Below are 19920 nucleotides of genomic sequence, written 5' to 3' on the forward strand. Positions count from 1 at the left end.
AGCAGTTGCGTCAGTTCGAGACGGGGGCCATCTCGCAGCCATTCACCGGATCCTTTTCCGCCGGAAGCTGGGCCAGGACCTTTTGGGTCAGACCGGACTCGCCCGCGACGGTTTCGTAGACATAGATCGGCTGCACGATATTGTTGGTCGAAGGGTCGATCGACGTTTCGCCCCGCGGGCCGTCGAAGCTTACCTGGCGCAGCGCGTTTGCAAGCGATTTCCGATCCTTCGCACCCGTCTTGGTCGCCTCGATGAGGGCACGACCGGCATCGTAGCCTTGCACCGCGAACTCGGACGGCATGCGGCCGGTCAGCTCCTGAAATGCCTCGACGAAGGTGGCGTTGGCCTCGCTGTCGATGGTCGGCACGTAGTGCAGTGCGGTGATCACGCCTTCGGCGGCGGGGCCTTCGGCATTCACATAGAGCGGCGAGGTCAAAAAGCCGGATCCGTAGAGCGGCAACGCGCCCTTGAGGCCGAAGCTGTCATATTGCTTGACGAAGGAGATCGCCTCGCCACCGGCATAGAACACATAAACCGCGTCCGCGCCGCTGGCCTTGGCCTGCGCCAGATAGGGGCCGAAATCCTGCGTCTTCTGGAACGGTGTGAATTCCTGCCCGACGATCTCGCCGCCGGCGGCGGTAAAGGTTTCGGTGAAGCCGCCGATCATCTGTCGGCCGCCAGCATAGTCAGGCGCCAGGGTGAAAACCTTTTTCACGCCCTGATCGAACAGCCACCGCCCCATCGGACGGTTCACCTGACCGCTGGAGAAGGACATGCGCGTGATGAAGGGCGAACAGGCCGCGCCGGTGGCATTGTCATTGCCTGCATTGGCGACGATCAGCGGCACGCCGGCCCCGTGTACCATGTCCCGCACCGCGCCCAGAACGCCCGAGCTGACGATACCTGCGATCACATCGACCTTTTCCTGCAGGATGAGCTTCTTGGCCTTGCCGAGCGCGACGGGCGGCTTCACCTCGGTATCTTCGGTGAGGACCTCGAAGCCGACCTCCGTTTCGCCGCCGAATTGCTCGATGGCAAGGTTGAAACCTGCTTCGATATCGTTGCCCAAGGCCGCGTAGACGCCCGAATAGGGCAGCAGCAGGCCGACCTTGATATCTTCGGCTGCGGCAGGCAAAGCGAAGCTGGTGGCGAGCCCGAGGGCCGCCAGGATTGCGCGTTTCATTTTGGATCTCCTCCTGTTGATTGGCTGGCCTGTCCTCTTGGCCTATCCAAGGTCTCCCCCACCGACCGGCACAGTGACGCCGGTGATGTAGGAAGCGTCGTCCGACGCCAGGAACAGGATCGGTCCTGCCTGCTCGTCGAGCGTTCCGTAGCGTTTCATGAAGGAAGACTGGATCGTCTGATCGACGATTGTCCTGTACCAGTCTTCACGTTGTTCCGTTTCCGCATTCGGGTTGCGCGGCACCACGCGCGGCGGTGCCTCGGTGCCACCGGGCGCCGTGGCGACGACACGGATGCCGCGCTCCGCAACTTCCCAGGCAAGACTCGCGGTGATCGCGTTCACGCCGCCCTTGGCCGCCGCGTAGGGCACCCGGTTCAGGCCGCGGGTGGCAATCGACGAGACATTGACGATCACGCCGGCGCCCTGCGGCAGCATCCGCTCAATGGCAGCGCGGCAGCAATAGAGCGTGGGAAAGAGCGAGCGGCGGAGCTCGGCGTCGATCTGCTTCGGCTCATAATGCTCGAAGGGTTTCGCCCAGATCGTACCGCCCACATTGTTCACGAGGATGTCGATCCGGCCCCAGAGGTCCACGGCCTTCTGGATACCCTTATCGCAGCCCGACCAGGTCTCAAGGTTGACCGAGAGCGCCTCGGCCTCGCCGCTCGCCTCCCGGATCGCCGCAACCACCTCCTTGCGGGCCGCGGAACGGTCCAGGATCAGCACGCGGGCGCCTTCGGCCGCGGCCTGTTCGGCGACCAAGCGGCCGATGCCCTGCGCCGCGCCGGTCACCACCATGACCTTGCCCTTGAAACGCCGGGTCATGCGGCGGCGACCTCGGCTTCGGTCGGGTTGAACTTCTCGTAGTGGAAGCTGGCAGGCTCGACCCCGAGCTTGCCGAAATGCGCGCGCACGGCATCGACCATCGGTGGCGGTCCGCAGAGATAGACGTCGCAATCGCCTCCCTTCAAGTCCTCGGCGCCCAGATGGTCGGTCACGAAACCCTTGCGCTCATGCGCCTCCTCTTCGGCGGCGAGAATGGTGATCACGGTGACATTGCCGATGCGTTCGGCAAGATCCTCTACCCGGTCCAACTCGACCAGATCGGCGGCGCGGGTCACGGCGTAGTAGAGCACGATCGGATGATCGGAGCCCTGTTCGGCCACCTGTTCCAGCATAGACAGGAAGGGCGCGAGCCCTGTCCCGCCGGCCAGCCAAAGCTGGGCGCGCTCAATCGGGCGCAGGTAGAAAGCGCCCATCGGCCCGGTCAGCGTGACCGTATCGCAGGGTTTGGCCCGCTCGGCGAGGTAGGAGCTCATGACCCCGCCCGGCAGGTTGCGGATGAGGAACGTGGCCTCATCGGAGCCGGGTGCCGAGGAAAACGAATAGGAGCGGTGGACGCCGGTGCCCGGCACGGCGACATTCACGTATTGCCCCGGCAGGAAAGCGATTGGGCGCGCGAGTTTCACGCGCAGACCGAAAGACGTCTCAGACAGCCGGTCGACACCCTGAACTGCGCCTTCGACGGATTCGGGCGCGGTCTTGCAAACAGACGATGAGGCCGGCACCCGCAGCACGCAATCGCTCTCGGGGATCATCTGGCAGGTGAGGACATAGCCCTGTTCGGCCTCCTCGTCGCTCATCGACTCGTCCATGTAGAACTCCAGCTCGTATTCGCCCTTCTCGGCGAAGCACTTGCAGGTTCCGCAGACACCGTCGCGGCAATCCATCGGCAGGTTGATCTTCTGGCGGAAGGCGGCATCGGTCACCTTCTCGTCGTCGTCGCACTGGATGACGCGGGTCACGCCATCTTCGAAATTCAGGGCAACATTATAGGTCGTCATGGCATGCTCCTCCCCTGTCCGCGCTCCCGGAAAGGGGGCGCGGCAGATCCTTCATGTCCGGTTGCCCGGGATCAGATGTGATAGACGTCAATCACGTGGTGAATGTGGTCGTTCTTCAGGACAACTTGCTTCGACGTGATCAGTGGCTTCGGCCCACTGGTGTCGATCGTGTAGAACGACGTGCCCCAGTGCTGGTCGGTCGCGCCGTAGCGATAGCTCAGCGTGTGCCAATTGAAGCGCAGCTTGATCTGCGTGCCCTCACGGTTCACCACCTCGATATTCGACAGGTTGTGGTTGGTCCGCGGTTCGGGAAGCGACGTCGCCGAAGAGCGGTCCGTTTTGATCCGGAAGACCCGGTCCTCGATGCCCTGCCTGTTGGGATAGAACATCAACGACATCTCGTTCTGCGGGTCTTCGGTCAGCTCGTCATAGTCGTCCCAGGCGGGCATCCAGAACGGGCAGTCTGGGTGATAGAAGGTCAGCCAGGTGTCCCAGTCCCGGTCGTCCAGGGCGCGGGCCTCGGCATGAAGGAAAGCCTGGATCTCGTCGAAGTCCATCAGGGCGGCGGTCTCGCTGCGTTCTAGCGTGGCAATGCTCATGTCTTCTCCTCCTCACTCGGCCGCGGTCCGGGCCTCGGGTGCGGTCGCGCGCTCCCCGGCGATGGCCTGCGCCATGCGCTCGGACCAATTGCTGTGCTGGATGACGAAGAGACCTTCGTCCTCGGTGCGGGCACCTGACAGAACAGGGTTGATACCCAGTTCGGTCGCATCCGCATCCGGCCCCTTGATCCACTGCGTGGCGCCACGGGTCAGGTCGTTCCACTGGGCATGTGCCGCACCGGCATAGCCACGCTGCGTCGCCCGGAACTCCTCGGTATCGTCGGGCGTCGCCATGCCGGAGGCGTTGAAAAAATCCTCGTATTGGCGGATGCGGCGGGCCCGCGCCTCCTGGCTCTCGCCCTTGGGCGCGATGCAGTAGATGGTGACCTCGGTCTTGTCGACGCTGACGGGCCGGAACACCCGGATCTGCGAGCTGAACTGGTCCATCAGGAAGACGTTGGGATAGAGGCAGAGATTGCGCAGCACGCCCACCATCCACTCGGCCTTGGTCTTGCCGTACTTCTCAGTCCACTCCTCCAGTCGCGGATAGCCCGGACGGTTGGTCGGGTCGGCCCATTGCGTCCAAAGCAGGATATGGCCGTTTTCATAGGCATGGAAACCACCGCGCTGCTTGGCCCATTTAGAGGCGTCGGTCGCCTTGATATTGTCTTCCTTGCCGTCATCGGTGCGGTGCGCCGTCGTCGCGACGTAGTTCCAGTGCACGGCGGAAACGTGGTAGCCATCCGCACCATTCTCGGCCTGCAGCTTCCAGTTGCCATCATAGGTGTAGGTCGATGACCCGCGCAGCACTTCCAGCCCGTCATCGGCCTGATCGACGATCATGTCGATCATCTTGCGCGCCTCGCCGAGATAATCCTCCAGCGGCTGAACATCGGCGCTCAGGGAGCCGAAAAGGAAGCCGCGATAATTCTCGAACCGCGCGACTTTAGTCACGTCGTGGCTGCCATCCTTGTTGAACTGTTCCGGGTAGCCGGCCCCCTTGGGGTCCTTCACCTTCAACAGCTTGCCGGTGTTGGAGAAGGTCCAGCCGTGGAACGGACAGGTGAACGTCTTCTGGTTGCGGCGCTTGAAGCGGCAGAGCTGTGCGCCGCGATGCGAACAGGCGTTGACCAGTGCGTGCAGGTCTCCGTCCTTGTCGCGGGTGATGACCACGGGCGTGCGGCCCATGGTCAGCGTGAAGTAATCGCCCGGCTCGGGGATCTGGCTTTCATGCGCCATGTAGATCCAGTTGCCCTCGAAGATGTGCTTCATCTCGAGCTCGAAGAGTTCCTCGTCGTTGAAGATATCGCGGCGGCAGCGGAAGACACCGTTTTCCGGGTCGTCCTGGACCGCGCCATCGAGACGGGCCTCGAATGCATCGAGATCGGATTGCGTGAACATCTGTGTCCTCCTCCTGTCCGCCCGGGCGCCTCGGCGCGTCGGCGGGTTCACGTAGCGCCGGCTATCCGCCGACGACTGTCTTCATCGTTCGACCGCCATCGCGGCGGAAGAATGCGATCTTGTCGGGGTCGAGCGTCGCGCCGATGCCATTGCCGGCCGGCAGTTCGACGCAGAAATCCCGGTAAGTGATCGGTTCCGCCAGGATCTCGCCGGTCAGCAGCAGCGGGCCGAAAAGCTCCGTGCCCCAGTGCAGGGTCTCGACGGTCGAGAAGAGTTGCAGCGCGGCGGCAGTGCCCAGCCCGGTCTCCAGCATCGTGCCGCCGTAGAGGCCAAGCCCGGCCGCTTGCCCGATGGCGATCACCTCCGAGGCACGCTTCAACCCGCCCGATTGCGCCACCTTGATGGCGAACACGTCCGCGGCATTGCTGGCGGCGACGGACAGCGCGTCCTCCGGGCCGTTCAGCGATTCATCCGCCATCACGGCAATTTCGTATTGGCTCGTCAGTTCGGCCATCGCCCGCTGAAATCGCGCCTGAACTGGCTGCTCGACCAATTCACACCCCGCGTCCTGAAGCCCCTTCAATCCCCAGCGAGCCTCGTCCAGGCTCCAGGCCTGATTCACGTCGACCCGCACGCGGGCTGCATCGCCAACGGTCTGCTTGATCCGGGCGACATGCGCCACGTCCTCGCGCACCGACTGCTTGCCGATCTTCAGCTTGAAGACATTGTGGCGGCGGGTTTCGATCATCTCCTGCGCTTCGAGGATATCGGTCTCCGAGTTCCCCGATGCCAGCGTCCAGGCCACCGGCAGCCGGTCATGCACGGCGCCGCCAAAAAGCTGCGCCACCGGCACACCCAGCCGCTTTCCCAGACCGTCCCAAAGCGCGATTTCCACGGCCGTCTTGGCGATACGGTTGCCCTTCACCAACTTGTCGACAAGCTGGATCGCGCCGTTCACATCGTCGCCCTCGCGGCCAAGCAAGGCAGGTCCGATATAGGTGTCGATCGCGGAGCGAATGCTCTCGGGGCTCTCCGCGCCATAGCTAAGGCCACCGATCGTCGTTCCCTCGCCGATCCCGACCGAGCCATCGGAGAACCGGATTTCCACCAGCACGGCGGTCTGGGTCCGCATCGTTGCCATGGACAGCACATGTCCGCGGATTGTCGGAATATCGAGGATCGTGGTTTCGATCAGGTCGATGTTCGGCACGTTTTTCACCATAGCACTACGTTTCGTTGGATGCAGATTGGGGTCGGGCACCGGATTCTGTCGATGCTTGGGCAGGTCTTGGGTGATACCCGCGGCGGCTATCGCCCGCGCATGGTCCCCGGTGACGACCCGCGCTAACGTGGGCGCCGACCCCACGTGTAGGCGAACCAAATCATGAGCAATATGAAAGCCGTCGTGCTGTACGATCCGGGCGGAGCGGACGCTTTGAAGGTGGAGCGCCGGCCGGTTCCGGAGATACCGGAGGGCTGGGTGCGGATCCGGGTCCGCGCCTTCGGCCTGAACCGGTCCGAGTTGTTCACCCGGCAGGGGCATTCGCCCAGTGTCACGCTTCCGCGCGTCCTCGGGATCGAAGCGGTCGGTGTCGTCGACCAAGCCCCCGGAACTGGCTTTGTGCCGGGCGAAAAGGTCGCGACCGTGATGGGAGGGATGGGTCGGCGGTTCGACGGGAGCTATGCCGAATATATCCGCGTGCCTGCCGGGCAGGTGCGAAGGATCTCCGTGGACCTTCCTTGGGAGCAGCTCGGAGCCTTGCCGGAGATGCTGCAAACGGCCTGGGGATCGTTGTTCTCGGCCCTGCGGCTGGTGGAAGCGGAGCGACTGCTGATCCGGGGCGGGACCACGTCCGTCGGCATGGCCGCCATCGGGCTTGCGCGTCAGGCTGGTGCCGAGGTCTTTGCCACCACGCGCCGGCCGGAACGGGCCAGTTTGTTACGCGACCTCGGCGCCGAACCCGTGATCGATACCGGCGTATTGCGGCACGATGGGCATCGTTTCGACAAGGTGCTTGAGCTTATCGGAACGACTACGCTTGAGGATTCCCTGGCCGTCACCGCCCCCGGCGGAAGCGTCTGCATGACAGGGATGGTCGGCAATAGCTGGTCCTTGCCAGACTTCACGCCGATGGAGGCGATCCCGCATTGCGTGTCGCTCACCACCTATTCCGGCGGCGTGGCGGACTTCATGGCGATGCCTTTCGATCGGCTCCTGGACGACGTGGCTTCGGGCAATGTCAAGGTGCGGATCGGCAAGGTCTTTCGACTCGACCAAATCGTCGAGGCCCATACTTGCATGGAAGCCAACACTGCGGGGGGAAAGATCGTCGTTATGGTCGACTGACTCGACGAACAATCAGTCGCTGCGGTCCCATGGTGGCGTGCCGGACAGCGCCTTGGCCAGGAAATCGACAAAGACCCGCAGCTTCATCGGCACGGCACGACCGGCGGGGTAAAGGGCACAAAGCGGCTGATCCGGAGGCGCATGGTCGGGCAGAGGGCCGCCGCCGCGGCCCGCGATACCGGCGCAGGTGCCTGATCAGCCTTAAGGCTTCCCCTGCTCGCTTGACACCCAGGGAGCGATATTCGCCTGATCGAGGAATGCCATCAGCGGTGCGCAACCTGCGTCTGAGAGGACCCGGAAGGGAGCCCGGCATGGACCGCAGTCGATTCCGAGGTGCTGCAACGAGAGCTTGATTCCCGGCATGACTCCAACTTCGAAGAGGCGCTCGACGTAGTCCCGCGCGATCGCCTGCAGTTCCCGCGCCCGGGCCATGTCGCCGGCGTCCACCGCCTGCCCGAGCGCGACATAGAGCTTGCCGAAGACGTTATATGTCGAGCCGATGCCACCATTTGCACCGGAGAGGGCGCCGGTCACGTAGGTTTCGTCCGATCCGAAGAAGATCACGCTCTCCGGGTGCCGACTGCGCAGCTGCGACAGGATCATCAGGTTCATGCTGGAGAACTTGATCCCGGCGACGCCCGGCAGGTTCAGGATGGCGGAGAGCTCCGCCACCGAGGATTCCCGGCCGACACGTCCCGGGATCTCGTAGACGATCAGCGGCAGGCTCGTCGCGGAGGCGAGTACCTTGTAATAGTGAAAGATCTCGTCCGACGTGAACCGATAGGCATGCGGCGGCAGGGCAGACAGTGCATCGTACCCGAGGCGCTCCGCATTGCGCGCCAGCCGAATGGATTCGCGCAACGAGGGCTGGCCGACATGCGCGATCAAGGTGGTGTCGCTTCCCTTGATGGCATCCTTCACGATGCCCTGCTGTTCGTACAGCTCGTCTGGCGTCATCAGCCCTGACTCGCCGGTACTTCCGCCGACATAGAGCCCTTTCAGCCCCTGCCCGAGCACGTAGCGGACGATATTTCTCTGCCTCTGTTCGTCCAGCTCCTCGTTATCGGCAAAACCGGTGAGAAGCGCCGCGTGCATACCGTCAAGAGAGGCAGTCATCTGATTTTCCTTCGAAACTGTTGGATCCGCGGCGCTCGTGCAGTGAGGCGGGACATTGATTCTCGCAATATTTGGTAGCTCATATCTATTATTTGGTAAAGTTATGTTTGACACTAATGCCATTTTGGCTTTACCAAAATTGCGAAAGCAGCGTTGGAGAGACACGGTGATTCTCGGCTCGGCAAGCAAGGGGACCAGCAAGACAAAGGGCGCCGCCCTCGATATCGCGGCGATCTTGCAAGAACGGATTCAATCCGGTGAGCTTGTACCGGGCGACCCGATGCCGACGGAGCGGGCACTGTGCGAAGAATTCGACACCTCTCGCCCGACGGTTCGTGAAGCACTGCTCCTGCTACAGGGGCGCGGCTACGTGAGCCTCGAAACGGGCCGCCGGCCGCGCGCGGCACTGCCGACCCTTGATGGCATCCTGACTTCCGCGGCCAGCCACATCTCGAATTTGCTCGGGGATGCCGAAAGCGGCGCCCACCTCGAACAGCTTCGCCAGTTCATCGAGGCCGCCGCCGCCCGTATCGCAGCCGCGAACGCGACGACGATCCAGCTTCACAAGATCAAGGCAGCGCTTGAGCAAAACGAGTTGGATATCGACAGTGAGGCTTTTCCAACAAGCGACATCGCCTTCCACCGCGCGATCGTGTCCGTCGTTGGGAACCCGATCATCCTGAAGTTGCACGACATGTTCGCGAGCACTTTGCTCGCCAACCGCCCGCGCCGGTCTCCGCTAACGGCCAGCGACCGGATTTCCTACAACGAACACGTAGCGATCTACGAGGCCATAGTCTCGGGAGACGCGATGAAGGCGGCGGAACTCACCGACCAGCACCTGATGCGATCCTACCGGTCCAGACTGGCCGGCAGCAGCAAGGAGTAGCCGGGGGACAACGGCACGATCAGGCCGCGTTCTCCAAGAAACCGCAAGCCATCAAACCAGCGAGGAGAAGGAAATGCTGAAGAAGGTTTTGGGAGGAGCACTCGCGAGCGTGGTGCTCGCGGCGGCCGCACAGGCGGAAACCGTTCTGACGTTCGGAACGCAGGAAAACGAAGCCTCTCCGATGTATCAGGGCATGTTGGCCATGGACGAGGCGCTCAAGGAGATCTCGGGTGGCGAGATGTCCCTCAAGATGTTCCCGTCCTCCACGCTCGGCGATTTCAAGGCCATGGTAGCGCAGACGCAGGCTGGCGAGCTTGACCTCGTGATGACCGGTTACCCGGACATGAGCTACATCATCCCCGAACTGAAGCTGATTGGCGCGCCCTATGTCGTTTCCGATTTCGATCACCTCAAGGAGCTGATCGCCGGTGAATTCGGCCAGAAGATGGATGCCGCCTTCACCGAGCAGGGCGTGAAGGTTCTTGATGTCTGGTATCTCGGAACCCGGCACACGACCTCCAACAAGCCGATCAACTCCCTGGAGGACATGAAGGGCCTGCGCTTGCGTACCCCGAACGTGCCCTTCCTGATCGCCTATGCCGAGAATACGGGCGCCTCGCCCGCGCCGGTCGCCTTTGCCGAAGTCTATCTCGCGCTTCAGACCAACCAGGTCGATGCCGAAGAAAACCCGCTGCCAACCATCGAAGCGATGAAGTTCTACGAAGTGCAGGATCACATCGCGCTGACCGGCCATTTCGTTGCCTCCTCGGCGATCCAGGTCGGGACGCAGACCTGGGACAAGCTCTCCGACGAGGAAAAGGGCTGGCTGCAGGAAGCGATCCTGAAGGGCGGCGAAGTCGCCAACAAGATCGTCATGGACAAGGAAGAGAGCCTGATCGCTGATTTCGAGGCCAAGGGCCTGACGATCACCCGCCCCGATACCGGCCCGTTCCGGGACGCCATGCAGCCATACTACGACGAGCTTGAAGCCGAATTCGGCGAAGGCAGCATATCGGCGCTGTTCAAGGAGTAAGGACTGGCGTGGCGCGCCCCTCCCGGCGCGCCACATCAATTTACACAGGGCCCGGAGCAGGTAGATGTCAGGACATGGCAGGTACAGCATCGAGGGATACGCCGCGACGGTGTTGTTCCTCGGTCTGATTATCGTGGTTTTGTTGCAGGTTTTCGGCCGCTCCGGGGTATTCCCGGCACAGGTCTGGACCGAGGAGATGGCTCGCTGGATCTGGGTCTGGATGGCCTTCATCGCCACTGGCGAGGCCGAACGGCGCAACGTTCAACTGCGCATGGGCATCCTCGCCGAAGTCCTGCTCGGGCGTTTCCGATTCATCCTCTTCACGCTGATCGACATCGTCTACCTCGCGGTCACCTGCCACCTGCTCTGGATCGGCTACAAGACGGTGATGCGGACCTGGAGCAATGAATCCGTGACGCTGCCCTTCTCCGACGCCGTGCTCTACGCCTCCTACCCGATCGCCGCGCTGTTCATCATCTGGCGCGTGGCCAACCGCATCCGGTGGCAGGTGATGCACCGCCAGCACTTTGTGTTTGATCCGGAGGGCGAGCAATGACCCTGATAATCGTCTGTTCGGTCTGGCTCTTCATGGTCTTCGGTGGTGTGCCCATCGGGGTCGCGATGATCCTCGTCTCCGTCGGCTATTTCTATCACACCGGCATGGGCATGTCCTTCGCCGTCCAACGCATGGTCGACGGGCTCAACTCCTTCCCCATGCTTGCCGTGCCGCTCTTCCTGCTTGCCGCTGCGATCCTCAATTCCGCGGGCATCACCAACCACCTCTTCGGATTCGCCCGCGCCCTGGTCGGGCGTTTCACCGGTGGGCTGGGCCACGTGAACGTGCTCGCCTCGCTCTTTTTCTCCGGCATGTCCGGTTCGGCGGTCGCCGACGCAGGCGGACTGGGAAAGATGGAAATCAAAGCGATGCGCGATGCGGGTTATGACGACGAGTTCTCGGGCTCCGTAACCGCGGCCTCCTCGATGATCGGCCCGCTGGTGCCGCCCTCGATCACCATGGTGCTCTACGGCGTCATCTCCAACACTTCGATTGGAAAGCTGTTCCTTGGCGGCGTGGTCCCTGGCTTTCTCTGCGCTGGCGCGCTGATGGCAATGGTCTACGTGCTCGCCAAGCGGCGGAGCTATCCGAAGGACCCGGTGCATAGCACCAGCGAGGTCTGGCGTCTCTTCCTGAAATCCTTCCCCGCACTGCTGACCCCGATGGTCATCGTCGGCGGGATCTTCAGCGGGCTGTTCTCGCCCACGGAAGCCGCGGCCGTCACCGTGCTCTACGCGATCGTCATCGACCTCGTGTTCTATCGTGAACTGACCCTGCGCCGCTTCTTGGATGCGATTTACGAAACCGCGGTCACCTCGGCGACCATTGGAACGATCATCGCCGGGGTTTCCGTGCTTGGCTTCGTTCTCGCCCGCGAGCAGGCGCCGCAACAGATCGCCAGCTTCTTCCTGGCCTTCGTCGACAGCCCCATCACGTTCCTGATCGCGGTCAATCTGATGATCTTCGTGCTGGGCGCCTTCATCGAGACCCTGGCGATCCTGCTGATCGTGGTGCCGATCCTCATTCCCTTGGCGCTCGGCTTCGGCATCGACCCGGTACATTTCGGTATCATCGTGGTGCTGAACCTGATGATCTCGACCCTGACACCGCCCATGGGCATGGCGCTCTTCGTCGTCGCGCAGGTGGGCGAGATCGAATACCACAAGCTCGCCAAGGCCATCCTGCCCTGGCTGATCCCGCCGCTGATCGTTCTTGCTCTGGTCTGCGCCTTCCCGGTGCTCGCCACGGGTCTGCCCAACCTGATGCAGTGAACCATGTCTGTTCTGAATGACCTCAAGGGCGGTTTCGTCGCGTCCTGCCAGCCAGTGACCGGCGGACCGATGGACCACACCGATATCATCGTCGCGATGGCCTGTGCCGCCGTCGATGGCGGCGCCAGCGGCCTGCGGGTCGAAGGCGTGGAGAATGTCCGGGCGGTGCGCGCCAAGGTTGCGGTGCCAATCATCGGCATCGTCAAGCGCGACCTGCCCGACGCGCCCGTTCGGATCACGCCCTATGTCGCGGATGCCAAAGCGCTGGTCGAGGCAGGGGCGGATATCGTCGCCTATGACGGCACTTCCCGACCGATACCGGATTCGCGCAAGGCCATCATCCGCGCAATCCTAAACGGGGGGCGCATCGCCATGGCCGATTGCTCGACGGAAACCGATGCGAAGACCGCTCTCGACGATGGCGCAACGATCATTGGGACAACGCTTTCGGGCTACACGACCGAGACCGAAACGGAGTCCGAAGCGCCGGATCTTGCGCTTGTCACGGCCTTCTCCCGCCTAAGCGGTTTCGTCATGGCCGAGGGGCGCTACAACGCGCCGGACCTCGCCCGGCAGGCGATCCTGGCGGGGGCGGATTGCGTCACCGTGGGCAGCGCGATCACCCGCATCGAGCACATCGCGGCATGGTTCAGCGCCGCCGTGAATTCCGGCGCGAGGTAATGTGCATGCCGGCGCGCGACACTCTCTCCGGCGTGGCGCTGGATCTGGGCGGGACCAAACTCGCAGCGGCACGGATCGTGCATGGCGAGATCGTCGCCCGTGTGCAGGTGCCCACGCGTGGGGACGCCTCTGCTGCCGAACAGGTCGCGGACATGCATGAAATCGCCCGCAAGGTCGGCCTGGAATCCTCCGACCGGGTGGGGCTCGCGGTGGCCGGACGGGTCGATGCGTCCGGCGTCTGGCGCGCGGTCAACACGGAGACGCTGAGCAACCTCGCCGATGTCAATCTGCGGCGATTGGCGTCGGACGTGTTCGAGCGCCCCGTGACCGTGCTCAACGACGCGCAGGCCGCAACGCTCTCGGAGTACTGTTTCGGGGCCGGTCACGGCAGCGATGCGATGGCCTATGTCACGGTTTCGACCGGCGTTGGCGGCGGGTTGGTACTCGGCGGGACGTTGGTTCGGTCCGCGCACGGTCTAGCTGGACATGTCGGCTTTACGACGGCGCGTGCGGGCATGCATCGTTGCGGAAGCGGGCGGAGAGGCACGGTCGAGAGCATTGCCGCCGGCCGCGCCATCACCGCCGAAGCGAACCGCCAGGGGCATCCAGTCCAAGACGCACGGGCGGTATTCGAGGCGTGGCATGACGGCGCCGCCTGGGCCGAGGCGATCATCGACGGGTCGGCGGCGGCCGTGGCCGAGATGTGCGCCAACCTGACGGCCTGTCTTGGCATAGACCGGGTCGTACTCGGTGGGGGTATCGGCCTTGCAGACGGCTATGAGGAGCGCATCCGGTTCCACTTGGAGTCAGAACCTCCCCTGTTCCGGCCCGAACTCGTACTCGCGCAACTCGGGCAGGATGGCGTGCTGCTCGGGGCATTGGTGCAACCTGATGGAAATGACTGACCGATGAAAGTCCTTGTTCACAGCTCGGCGGAACTGGCCCAGCAGTCAGTTTGCGACGTTCTGACCGCTCGCATCCTCGCCCACCCTGCGTCGGTCATCGGGCTTGCGACTGGCGGCACGATGGAAGCGGTCTATGACAAGCTGATCCTCTCAATCACACGCAAGGCAGTTCCGGTGCGGGAGCTTCTGACGTTCAACCTCGATGAATACTGGGGCCTCGCGCCGAACCACCCGGCCTCCTATCGCAGCTACATGAATGCACGACTCTTCGACCCTGCGGGCATCCCGCGTGAACGGACCTTCCTTCCGGTCGCCGACGCAGTTGAACCGGACGCGGAATCGGAAGCCTATGAGCAGAGGATCCGCGAGGCGGGCGGCATTGATCTCCAGCTACTCGGCATCGGGCAGAACGGCCATATCGGATTTAACGAACCGACATCGAGCCTTGCGTCCCGTACCCGGTTGAAGACCCTGACGGAGAGCACCCGCAAGGCCAACCGGCAATACTTCGGAGACGACGAGGAAACGCCGAAATACGCCATCACCATGGGCATCGGAACAATTTTAGATGCGCGGGAATGCTTGTTGCTCGCGACCGGCGAGAGCAAGGCGGAGGCGGTCAGCCGGATGATTGAGGGGCCACTTGGCGCACATTGTCCTGCGTCGGCCCTGCAGCTCCATCCGAAGGCAACCGTCGTTCTTGATGCCGACGCCGCCTCGGAACTGAAGCTGCGCGAGTACTACCAACACGTCCATCCGGATGGCATCGACAGGCAGCCCACCCATGGCTGAGGGTCAGTCTTTCGCGGTACTTGCCCGAACACTCTATGACGGGATCACGGACCAGCCATCCCGGAACATCCTGATCCGCATGGCGGGGGGCAGGATCGAGAGCGTGCAGCCGGCGGTGGAGGTCTCTCGCCTCCCCGACAATTTGCTTGAAGTCGAGATCGTCACGCCTGGCTTCATCGACCTGCAGATTAACGGTGCCAACGACGTGCAGTTCAACCACGCGCCGAATGTGGATGGTCTGAAAGCGATTGCAGAGGGCGCGCGCGCCGGTGGGACCGCGCATTTCCTGCCCACCTTCACGACCGCGCCGGGGCGTGCATATCGGCAAGCGATCAACGCCGTTCACGCTGCAATCTCCGAAGGCGTTCCGGGCATTCTGGGGATTCATCTCGAAGGCCCGTTCTTCTCTCGCGAGCGCCCGGGGATCCACCCTGCGGAGCACATCCGCGCCCTCGACGACGAGGATGTTCGCATTCTCTGCGAGGCCGCAGAGGAACTGCCGATCCTGCTGACCCTGGCGCCCGAATGCCAGCAGCGCCAGCAGTTACGGCACCTGTCTGCGGCCGGTGTCGTCCTCTTTGCCGGACACAGCGCTGCAACGGCCGAGCAGATGGCCACCGCGCGCGCCGATGGCGTAGTCGGTGCAACGCATCTCTTCAATGCGATGTCTCAGACGATGGGCCGCGCGCCGGGAATCGTGGGCGAGGTTCTGGGATCGCGGCAAGGGTTCGCCGGGATCATCGCGGACGGGATCCATGTCCATCCGATGAACCTTGCGATTGCGGCACATTCCTTGCCGGATGGACTCTGCCTCGTGACGGACGCCATGCGAACGCTGGCCGGCCGTCAGAGCGAGTTCGACCTCTACGGCAAACCTATCCGCCTCAGGGATGGGAAGCTGACCGGGCCGAGCGGCACCCTTGCCGGCGCGCATCTCGCAATGGACGAAGCGGTCCGGAACCTTCACGAACTCGCCCACCTGCCTTTCGGGCGCTGCGTGCGAATGGCCACGGCGAATCCGGCTTGCTGCCTGAAGCTCCGTGACGAGCTTGGTCAGGTTGCGCAAGGTTCGCGGGCCTCCCTTTCGCTGTTGAATGGCGACAGGAACGCAGTGGGGGTCGTGATCGACGGAACGCCAATCCTTCAATGAGAAGTGTGCCGGACCTGTCTCGAACGAGGCAACAGGTTGCATAAATCCGCAAGCTGATCGTCCGCTGTGGAAGTGCCAGACGAGTGCAGAGCAGTTGCAGAGAAAGACCGCTGTCCGCGGAAGGTGTTGTAAACTCGCCCCGGATTATTGGTCGGCTCGATGAGGAGGAGGGTTCCTTCTGATACCTCACGCGTATGCCAGCCTCAGCTTGCACAGCCGCTCACGACCGTCCAGGTTCTTCAGGTCCGCAGCGACGCAGACCTTTTTGCGATTGAGCATAGGAAACAGCAGGCCGTCCGGCCCGACCTGCCGTTCCACGATGGCTCTTGACCGACATAGGTCGCCGCCACCGTGACGCTCGACTTTACTGACCTCCAGAAAAAGTCCCGCCATCCGCAAGGCGGCCATGGGGCCGGTACGGAACTGTGCAAAATCGCGAACACGGACCCCTTCGAGCGGTTTTCGGCCCCTCCTGCTCCATGCACTCGTTGAGTGGATCAGGTGTCGGCGACGCAAACCTGCTTCTGCGTGCCCAGCCCTTCGATACCCAGTTCCACGACGTCGCCGGCTTTCAGATAGCGCGGAGGCTTGAAGCCGAGGCCCACACCCGGCGGCGTGCCGGTGGAGATGACGTCACCCGGATGAAGCGTGAAGAACTGGCTCAGATAGCTGACAAGGTGGGCCACACCATAGACCATCGTCGCTGTTGATCCGTCCTGAAGCCGCTCACCGTTCACCTCTAGCCACATCGACAGGTTTTGCGGATCGCCAACCTCGTCCGGCGTCACCAGCCACGGGCCAATCTGTCCGAAATTGTCGCAGGACTTGCCCTTATCCCACTGTCCTTGTCTCTCAAGCTGATATTCGCGTTCGGAAACGTCATTGATCACGCAATAGCCGGCAACGTGTTTCAGCGCCTCTCCCTCGGTGACATATTTCGCCGCCTTGCCGATCACCACGCCAAGCTCGACCTCCCAGTCGGTCTTGACGCTACCACGCGGAATGATGATCGGATCGTCCGGGCCGCAGATGGACGACGTTGCCTTCATGAACAGGACCGGTTCCGGCGGTACTTCCATGCCGCTTTCCTCGGCGTGGTCGGCATAGTTCAGTCCGATGCAGAGGAACTTTCCGGTTCCGCTCACACAGGCACCGAGCCGCGGATTTCCCTCGACCATCGGCAGGCTCTCCACGTCGATCGTGAAAAGAACGTCGAGGTTCGTCAGCGTTTCACCGGCGATGTCCCCGACGATGCCGGACAGGTCGCGGATGCCGCCGCCGGAATCCAGGAGGCCGGGTTTCTCGGCCCCGCGCGGGCCGTAACGGAGGAGTTTCATGATCTGGGTCTTCCTGTCGCTGTGCGTGTCTCAGATGGTCCAGCCGCCGTCGATGACGTGGGTCTGACCGGTTGTGAAGGCTGCCTCGTCGGAGGCGAGGTAGCAGGCGAGTGCGGCGACCTCCGCGGCTTTGCCGATCCGCTGCATCTTTTGGCGTGCATTGAACGCGATCCAGGCCTGCTCGTAATCTCCTGTTGCACGAAGCCGTTCATGCAGAGAAGGGCTGTCCACGGTGCCAGGACAAATCGCGTTGCAGCGAATACCCTTGGTAACGTAGTCGGCAGCAACCGATTTGGTCAGCCCGATCACGGCGGCCTTGGTCAGGCCATAGATGCAGCGGTTCTCGGCGCCGGTGATGGAGCTTACGACGGAGGACATGTTGATGATCACACCGCTGCCGCGGTCGAGCATGCCGGGCAAAACCGCCCTGATCGTGTCGAACATCGCCCGCACGTTCAGTGCGAAGGCAAAGTCCAGATCGGCCTCGGTAGCGTCGAGAACAGTACCGGCGTGAACCACGCCCGCGCAATTGAACAGCACGTCGACGGGGCCGGCCTCGGCAATGGCGGCCTTGACGGCGGCGGCGTCGGTCACGTCGAGCGCACGTACCTCCATCCCCTCGGCATCATCGAGCAGACCCGGGTTGATATCCGTCGCAATGACACGTGCACCCTCGGCGGCCATACGCTCCACTGTGGCGCGCCCAATCCCCTGGCCCGCCGCCGTGGCGAAAACCGTCTTTCCTTCCATCCGTTTCACGTCGCCATCCTCCCGATGTCGTTCAGGCCACCGGCAGGCAGGCCGGGCCTATTGGTTCAGATTTCTTGTAGGTCAGGATGAACTCCTGATGCCCAAAGGCTTCGGAGTATGTCGCTCCTCCGCTGGCCGATGCAAGGATCTTGCCTGGTGCTCGTCGGCCATCTCCTGCAGCGACGCCATACCCTCGATAACCGCACCGGCAGACACGTCCATGTCGCCAGAGAGCGTACGGTGGGTGCCTTGGTCGGTGCAGATCTGGATATCCGCCGAGATAGCCGTGCCCACGACCGATCCGTGCCCGCTGATGAACAGCTACATGTCCGGCCCAGACGCAATCATCGCCACGACTGCGACGTTGCCCCCGACGTTCAGGAACCCAAAGCGCATCAACGGACAGTCGTGACAGCTCCGGTGCCTGCGCATAGTTGCCGATCACGATTATGACGACGGGCGCAGTCAGGGGTCTAAGTGGAAGCAAATTTCTATCGACCCTATGCCTTTGACGAGGATCAAGGCAAAATCAGACGTTGCGCGGCAAACTCGAAAGGCACGCCTTGATGGGTGATTACGATCTTGGCCCACGGGCTTGTGGCTTGAGGCGCGGAATATGTTCAAGCGACTTGTTCTTGCAGCAATTGCAACCGCGGGAATCCTGGCCCCGCAACTCGGTTACACTCAGGTGTCTATCGAAGAAAGGATCGCGCCTGGCCAGCCGCCGCTGGTGATAGCGCATCGCTATGCACGGCTCGACGGTGCGCCGGAGAATTCACTGGCGTGGCTTGAGGCCGCGCTCGACCGTGGCGTGGATATGGTGAAACTCGATGCTCAGCTTACAGGCGACGACCGGTACATACTGATGCACGACCCTACGCTGAACCGTACGACCGATGTGGAACGCGTTTTTCTGAATGGCCCGCCGGGAGGTCCGACGCGAGAGAGTCGCGGCGGCAAAGACTATATCGGCGACTACACGCTTGGCGACTTGGGGCGCCTGCGGCTCACCGACGGCACAGTTGGTGCGGACAACGCCATTCCAACGCTGGACGAGGCACTTGACGCGGCTGACGGGAGGATACTGGTTCTTCTGGACCTGAAGCGGTACGAAGCGGAGTCCGTCGTGCCGCTGCTGCAGAGCCGCAATACCGGCAACCTGCTGCTCTTCGGCATGTACTACTACGACGCAACGCTTCTGACGGACGTCGCGTCGGCGACCGGGATCGGGACCGTTATCTCCATGGGCCGCACGAAAGACTGCGCGGGCGATCTCAGCAAACTTGCCGGGGGGCAAGGGACGCAATTGGCGATGATTGTTGTCCCGGACCGGCAGATGACACCCGAATGCAGCGCCAAGGCAGCAGAGCTCTCCATCGGCGTTGCAGTTAGCGGCGTTCGCGACGGCAAGGATTCGGCATTGCGAAACGGCGATACGTCGGAATGGCTGGAAGCGATCGGCCCGGGCGCAGCAGCATACATGACCGGTCAGCCGGAACAGCTCATGGAATTGTTGGGCCGGTAGCGACCGGTCAGAATCTTGCCCGATCCCGACCGGCTCAGGTGGGGGTGCTCCAACCTCCGCCATGCGTTCCTTAAGCAAAACGGTTCCCGAGGGTGAGATCGGCGACTGCCTCTTTCAGGGCGGGAGTCTCGGCCCGCAGGTCCTTTGCCTCGGAACTGGTCGCCCGGCAGGCGGTATCGCCGGCCAGACGCTACCTCCCGGCCTTCTGCGGACCTTCGACCGGCGGTCGTGCGAACCGGTGGCTATCCCCACCCAATGGCACAGCGCGGCGATACTCTCCGCACCCCGCAAACCTTCTTGCACGATGCGGACTTTCGCCTCTGGCGACGAATGTCTTCGACGCGCCGTTCTGCCCTGGGTTTTGTTTGTTCCGGATTTCGTTCTCACCTGCACGCCTTGGCCGCTCAGGTGAGCCAGAAGACGTTCGTCATGCAAATCCCTTGATTATTCCCACAGGTGCAAAGACCGGAACGCCAGGCGGCGTCGGCTTTTGGAGCAACAAAAGCACAAATTCAGCAACAAAACTGGCCACTCAGATAACCCG

General features: G+C 62.7%; 22 protein-coding genes. 11 read left to right on the forward strand and 11 right to left on the reverse strand.

The features are described 5' to 3' along the window. Positions 1-10: 10 nt before the first annotated feature. The 6 genes from ARC39_RS16135 to ARC39_RS16160 all read right to left on the reverse strand — a co-directional run bounded on the left by ARC39_RS16135 (position 11) and on the right by ARC39_RS16160 (position 6234). Complete coding sequence (locus ARC39_RS16135; RefSeq protein WP_068115868.1) at positions 11-1183, reverse strand: ABC transporter substrate-binding protein; 1173 nt, start codon at positions 1181-1183, stop codon at positions 11-13. Positions 1184-1225: 42 nt separating this feature from the next. Continuing rightward, positions 1226-2005, reverse strand: coding sequence for a benzoate diol dehydrogenase BenD (gene benD, locus ARC39_RS16140; RefSeq protein ID WP_068115869.1), 780 nt, complete (start codon positions 2003-2005; stop codon positions 1226-1228). After that, the gene (benC, locus tag ARC39_RS16145; protein WP_068115870.1) at positions 2002-3024 is read right to left on the reverse strand and encodes a benzoate 1,2-dioxygenase electron transfer component BenC; all 1023 of its coding nucleotides are present in this window, start codon (positions 3022-3024) and stop codon (positions 2002-2004) included. Before benC ends, benD begins: the two co-directional genes overlap by 4 nt. 71 nt (positions 3025-3095) lie before the next feature. After that, positions 3096-3623: a benzoate 1,2-dioxygenase small subunit gene (gene benB, locus ARC39_RS16150; RefSeq protein WP_068115871.1), complete on the reverse strand. Its 528-nt coding sequence runs from the start codon at positions 3621-3623 to the stop codon at positions 3096-3098. Positions 3624-3635: 12 nt separating this feature from the next. Continuing rightward, positions 3636-5024 carry a benzoate 1,2-dioxygenase large subunit gene (gene benA, locus ARC39_RS16155; RefSeq protein WP_068115872.1) on the reverse strand — a complete coding sequence of 463 codons (1389 nt, stop codon included), beginning with the start codon at positions 5022-5024 and terminating at the stop codon, positions 3636-3638. Positions 5025-5085: 61 nt separating this feature from the next. Beyond that, positions 5086-6234 carry a muconate cycloisomerase family protein gene (locus ARC39_RS16160; protein WP_303645110.1) on the reverse strand — a complete coding sequence of 383 codons (1149 nt, stop codon included), beginning with the start codon at positions 6232-6234 and terminating at the stop codon, positions 5086-5088. Between the two features lie 174 nt (positions 6235-6408). On the opposite strand from ARC39_RS16160, the gene ARC39_RS16165 reads away from it, so the two are divergent. After that, entirely contained in the window at positions 6409-7371 is a 963-nt protein-coding gene (locus ARC39_RS16165) for a zinc-binding alcohol dehydrogenase family protein (protein WP_078059312.1), read from the forward strand. 201 nt (positions 7372-7572) lie between these two features. Here the strand turns inward: ARC39_RS16165 and ARC39_RS16170 are convergent, their stop codons facing one another. Beyond that, positions 7573-8487 (reverse strand): dihydrodipicolinate synthase family protein, encoded by a 915-nt coding sequence (locus ARC39_RS16170; protein WP_068115874.1) that lies wholly within the window; start codon positions 8485-8487, stop codon positions 7573-7575. Between the two features lie 166 nt (positions 8488-8653). Here ARC39_RS16170 and ARC39_RS16175 point away from each other — a divergent pair, with 166 nt between their 5' ends. The 8 genes from ARC39_RS16175 (at position 8654) to nagA (ending at position 15764) form a co-directional block, all read left to right on the forward strand. Then, a complete protein-coding gene (locus tag ARC39_RS16175; protein ID WP_236545284.1) occupies positions 8654-9376 on the forward strand; it encodes an FCD domain-containing protein in 723 nt (240 codons plus the stop codon). Positions 9377-9449: 73 nt separating this feature from the next. Beyond that, on the forward strand, positions 9450-10409 hold the full coding sequence (locus tag ARC39_RS16180) for a sialic acid TRAP transporter substrate-binding protein SiaP (protein WP_068115875.1): 960 nt from the start codon (positions 9450-9452) through the stop codon (positions 10407-10409). Between the two features lie 64 nt (positions 10410-10473). Further along, positions 10474-10965, forward strand: a complete 492-nt coding sequence (locus ARC39_RS16185) for a TRAP transporter small permease (RefSeq protein ID WP_068115876.1) — start codon at positions 10474-10476, stop codon at positions 10963-10965. Beyond that, positions 10962-12236: a TRAP transporter large permease gene (locus tag ARC39_RS16190; RefSeq protein ID WP_068115877.1), complete on the forward strand. Its 1275-nt coding sequence runs from the start codon at positions 10962-10964 to the stop codon at positions 12234-12236. Before ARC39_RS16185 ends, ARC39_RS16190 begins: the two co-directional genes overlap by 4 nt. Positions 12237-12239: 3 nt before the next feature. Further along, on the forward strand, positions 12240-12917 hold the full coding sequence (locus ARC39_RS16195; protein WP_068115878.1) for an N-acetylmannosamine-6-phosphate 2-epimerase: 678 nt from the start codon (positions 12240-12242) through the stop codon (positions 12915-12917). Between the two features lie 5 nt (positions 12918-12922). Next, on the forward strand, positions 12923-13822 hold the full coding sequence (locus ARC39_RS16200; RefSeq protein ID WP_068116053.1) for an ROK family protein: 900 nt from the start codon (positions 12923-12925) through the stop codon (positions 13820-13822). Positions 13823-13825: 3 nt separating this feature from the next. Next, complete coding sequence (gene nagB, locus ARC39_RS16205) at positions 13826-14614, forward strand: glucosamine-6-phosphate deaminase (RefSeq protein WP_068115879.1); 789 nt, start codon at positions 13826-13828, stop codon at positions 14612-14614. Continuing rightward, positions 14607-15764 carry an N-acetylglucosamine-6-phosphate deacetylase gene (gene nagA, locus ARC39_RS16210; protein WP_068115880.1) on the forward strand — a complete coding sequence of 386 codons (1158 nt, stop codon included), beginning with the start codon at positions 14607-14609 and terminating at the stop codon, positions 15762-15764. The genes nagB and nagA overlap by 8 nt, the downstream gene beginning before the upstream one ends. Before the next feature lie 186 nt (positions 15765-15950). On the opposite strand, the gene ARC39_RS16215 is transcribed toward nagA, so the two are convergent. From ARC39_RS16215 to ARC39_RS26505, 4 genes are all read right to left on the reverse strand, one after another. Continuing rightward, complete coding sequence (locus ARC39_RS16215; RefSeq protein ID WP_078059315.1) at positions 15951-16280, reverse strand: CoA transferase; 330 nt, start codon at positions 16278-16280, stop codon at positions 15951-15953. After that, complete coding sequence (locus ARC39_RS16220; RefSeq protein WP_068115882.1) at positions 16262-17101, reverse strand: fumarylacetoacetate hydrolase family protein; 840 nt, start codon at positions 17099-17101, stop codon at positions 16262-16264. Before ARC39_RS16220 ends, ARC39_RS16215 begins: the two co-directional genes overlap by 19 nt. Before the next feature lie 30 nt (positions 17102-17131). Continuing rightward, positions 17132-17851, reverse strand: coding sequence for an SDR family oxidoreductase (locus ARC39_RS16225; RefSeq protein WP_068115883.1), 720 nt, complete (start codon positions 17849-17851; stop codon positions 17132-17134). Positions 17852-17932: 81 nt separating this feature from the next. After that, positions 17933-18145, reverse strand: a complete 213-nt coding sequence (locus tag ARC39_RS26505) for a UxaA family hydrolase (RefSeq protein WP_068115884.1) — start codon at positions 18143-18145, stop codon at positions 17933-17935. On the opposite strand from ARC39_RS26505, the gene ARC39_RS26015 reads away from it, so the two are divergent. Beyond that, positions 18072-18263, forward strand: a complete 192-nt coding sequence (locus ARC39_RS26015; protein ID WP_201455769.1) for a hypothetical protein — start codon at positions 18072-18074, stop codon at positions 18261-18263. The genes ARC39_RS26505 and ARC39_RS26015 overlap by 74 nt on opposite strands. A gap of 204 nt (positions 18264-18467) precedes the next feature. Further along, the gene (locus ARC39_RS16235) at positions 18468-19376 is read left to right on the forward strand and encodes a glycerophosphodiester phosphodiesterase family protein (protein WP_068115885.1); all 909 of its coding nucleotides are present in this window, start codon (positions 18468-18470) and stop codon (positions 19374-19376) included. Positions 19377-19920: the final 544 nt, after the last annotated feature.

Source organism: Tropicimonas marinistellae (assembly GCF_001509585.1).
In the GTDB taxonomy this organism is placed as follows: Bacteria; Pseudomonadota; Alphaproteobacteria; order Rhodobacterales; family Rhodobacteraceae; genus Tropicimonas; species Tropicimonas marinistellae.

Bases quoted from the DNA above. Each gene is read 5' to 3' on its own strand.
- ARC39_RS16135 (WP_068115868.1), bottom strand. From the start codon at position 1,183: ATGAAACGCGCAATCCTGGCGGCCCTCGGGCTCGCCACCAGCTTCGCT.
- benD (WP_068115869.1), bottom strand. From the start codon at position 2,005: ATGACCCGGCGTTTCAAGGGCAAGGTCATGGTGGTGACCGGCGCGGCG.
- benC (WP_068115870.1), bottom strand. From the start codon at position 3,024: ATGACGACCTATAATGTTGCCCTGAATTTCGAAGATGGCGTGACCCGC.
- benB (WP_068115871.1), bottom strand. From the start codon at position 3,623: ATGAGCATTGCCACGCTAGAACGCAGCGAGACCGCCGCCCTGATGGAC.
- benA (WP_068115872.1), bottom strand. From the start codon at position 5,024: ATGTTCACGCAATCCGATCTCGATGCATTCGAGGCCCGTCTCGATGGC.
- ARC39_RS16165 (WP_078059312.1), top strand. From the start codon at position 6,409: ATGAGCAATATGAAAGCCGTCGTGCTGTACGATCCGGGCGGAGCGGAC.
- ARC39_RS16170 (WP_068115874.1), bottom strand. From the start codon at position 8,487: ATGACTGCCTCTCTTGACGGTATGCACGCGGCGCTTCTCACCGGTTTT.
- ARC39_RS16180 (WP_068115875.1), top strand. From the start codon at position 9,450: ATGCTGAAGAAGGTTTTGGGAGGAGCACTCGCGAGCGTGGTGCTCGCG.
- ARC39_RS16185 (WP_068115876.1), top strand. From the start codon at position 10,474: ATGTCAGGACATGGCAGGTACAGCATCGAGGGATACGCCGCGACGGTG.
- ARC39_RS16190 (WP_068115877.1), top strand. From the start codon at position 10,962: ATGACCCTGATAATCGTCTGTTCGGTCTGGCTCTTCATGGTCTTCGGT.
- ARC39_RS16195 (WP_068115878.1), top strand. From the start codon at position 12,240: ATGTCTGTTCTGAATGACCTCAAGGGCGGTTTCGTCGCGTCCTGCCAG.
- ARC39_RS16200 (WP_068116053.1), top strand. From the start codon at position 12,923: ATGCCGGCGCGCGACACTCTCTCCGGCGTGGCGCTGGATCTGGGCGGG.
- nagB (WP_068115879.1), top strand. From the start codon at position 13,826: ATGAAAGTCCTTGTTCACAGCTCGGCGGAACTGGCCCAGCAGTCAGTT.
- nagA (WP_068115880.1), top strand. From the start codon at position 14,607: ATGGCTGAGGGTCAGTCTTTCGCGGTACTTGCCCGAACACTCTATGAC.
- ARC39_RS16220 (WP_068115882.1), bottom strand. From the start codon at position 17,101: ATGAAACTCCTCCGTTACGGCCCGCGCGGGGCCGAGAAACCCGGCCTC.
- ARC39_RS16225 (WP_068115883.1), bottom strand. From the start codon at position 17,851: ATGGAAGGAAAGACGGTTTTCGCCACGGCGGCGGGCCAGGGGATTGGG.
- ARC39_RS26015 (WP_201455769.1), top strand. From the start codon at position 18,072: ATGTCGCCAGAGAGCGTACGGTGGGTGCCTTGGTCGGTGCAGATCTGG.
- ARC39_RS16235 (WP_068115885.1), top strand. From the start codon at position 18,468: ATGTTCAAGCGACTTGTTCTTGCAGCAATTGCAACCGCGGGAATCCTG.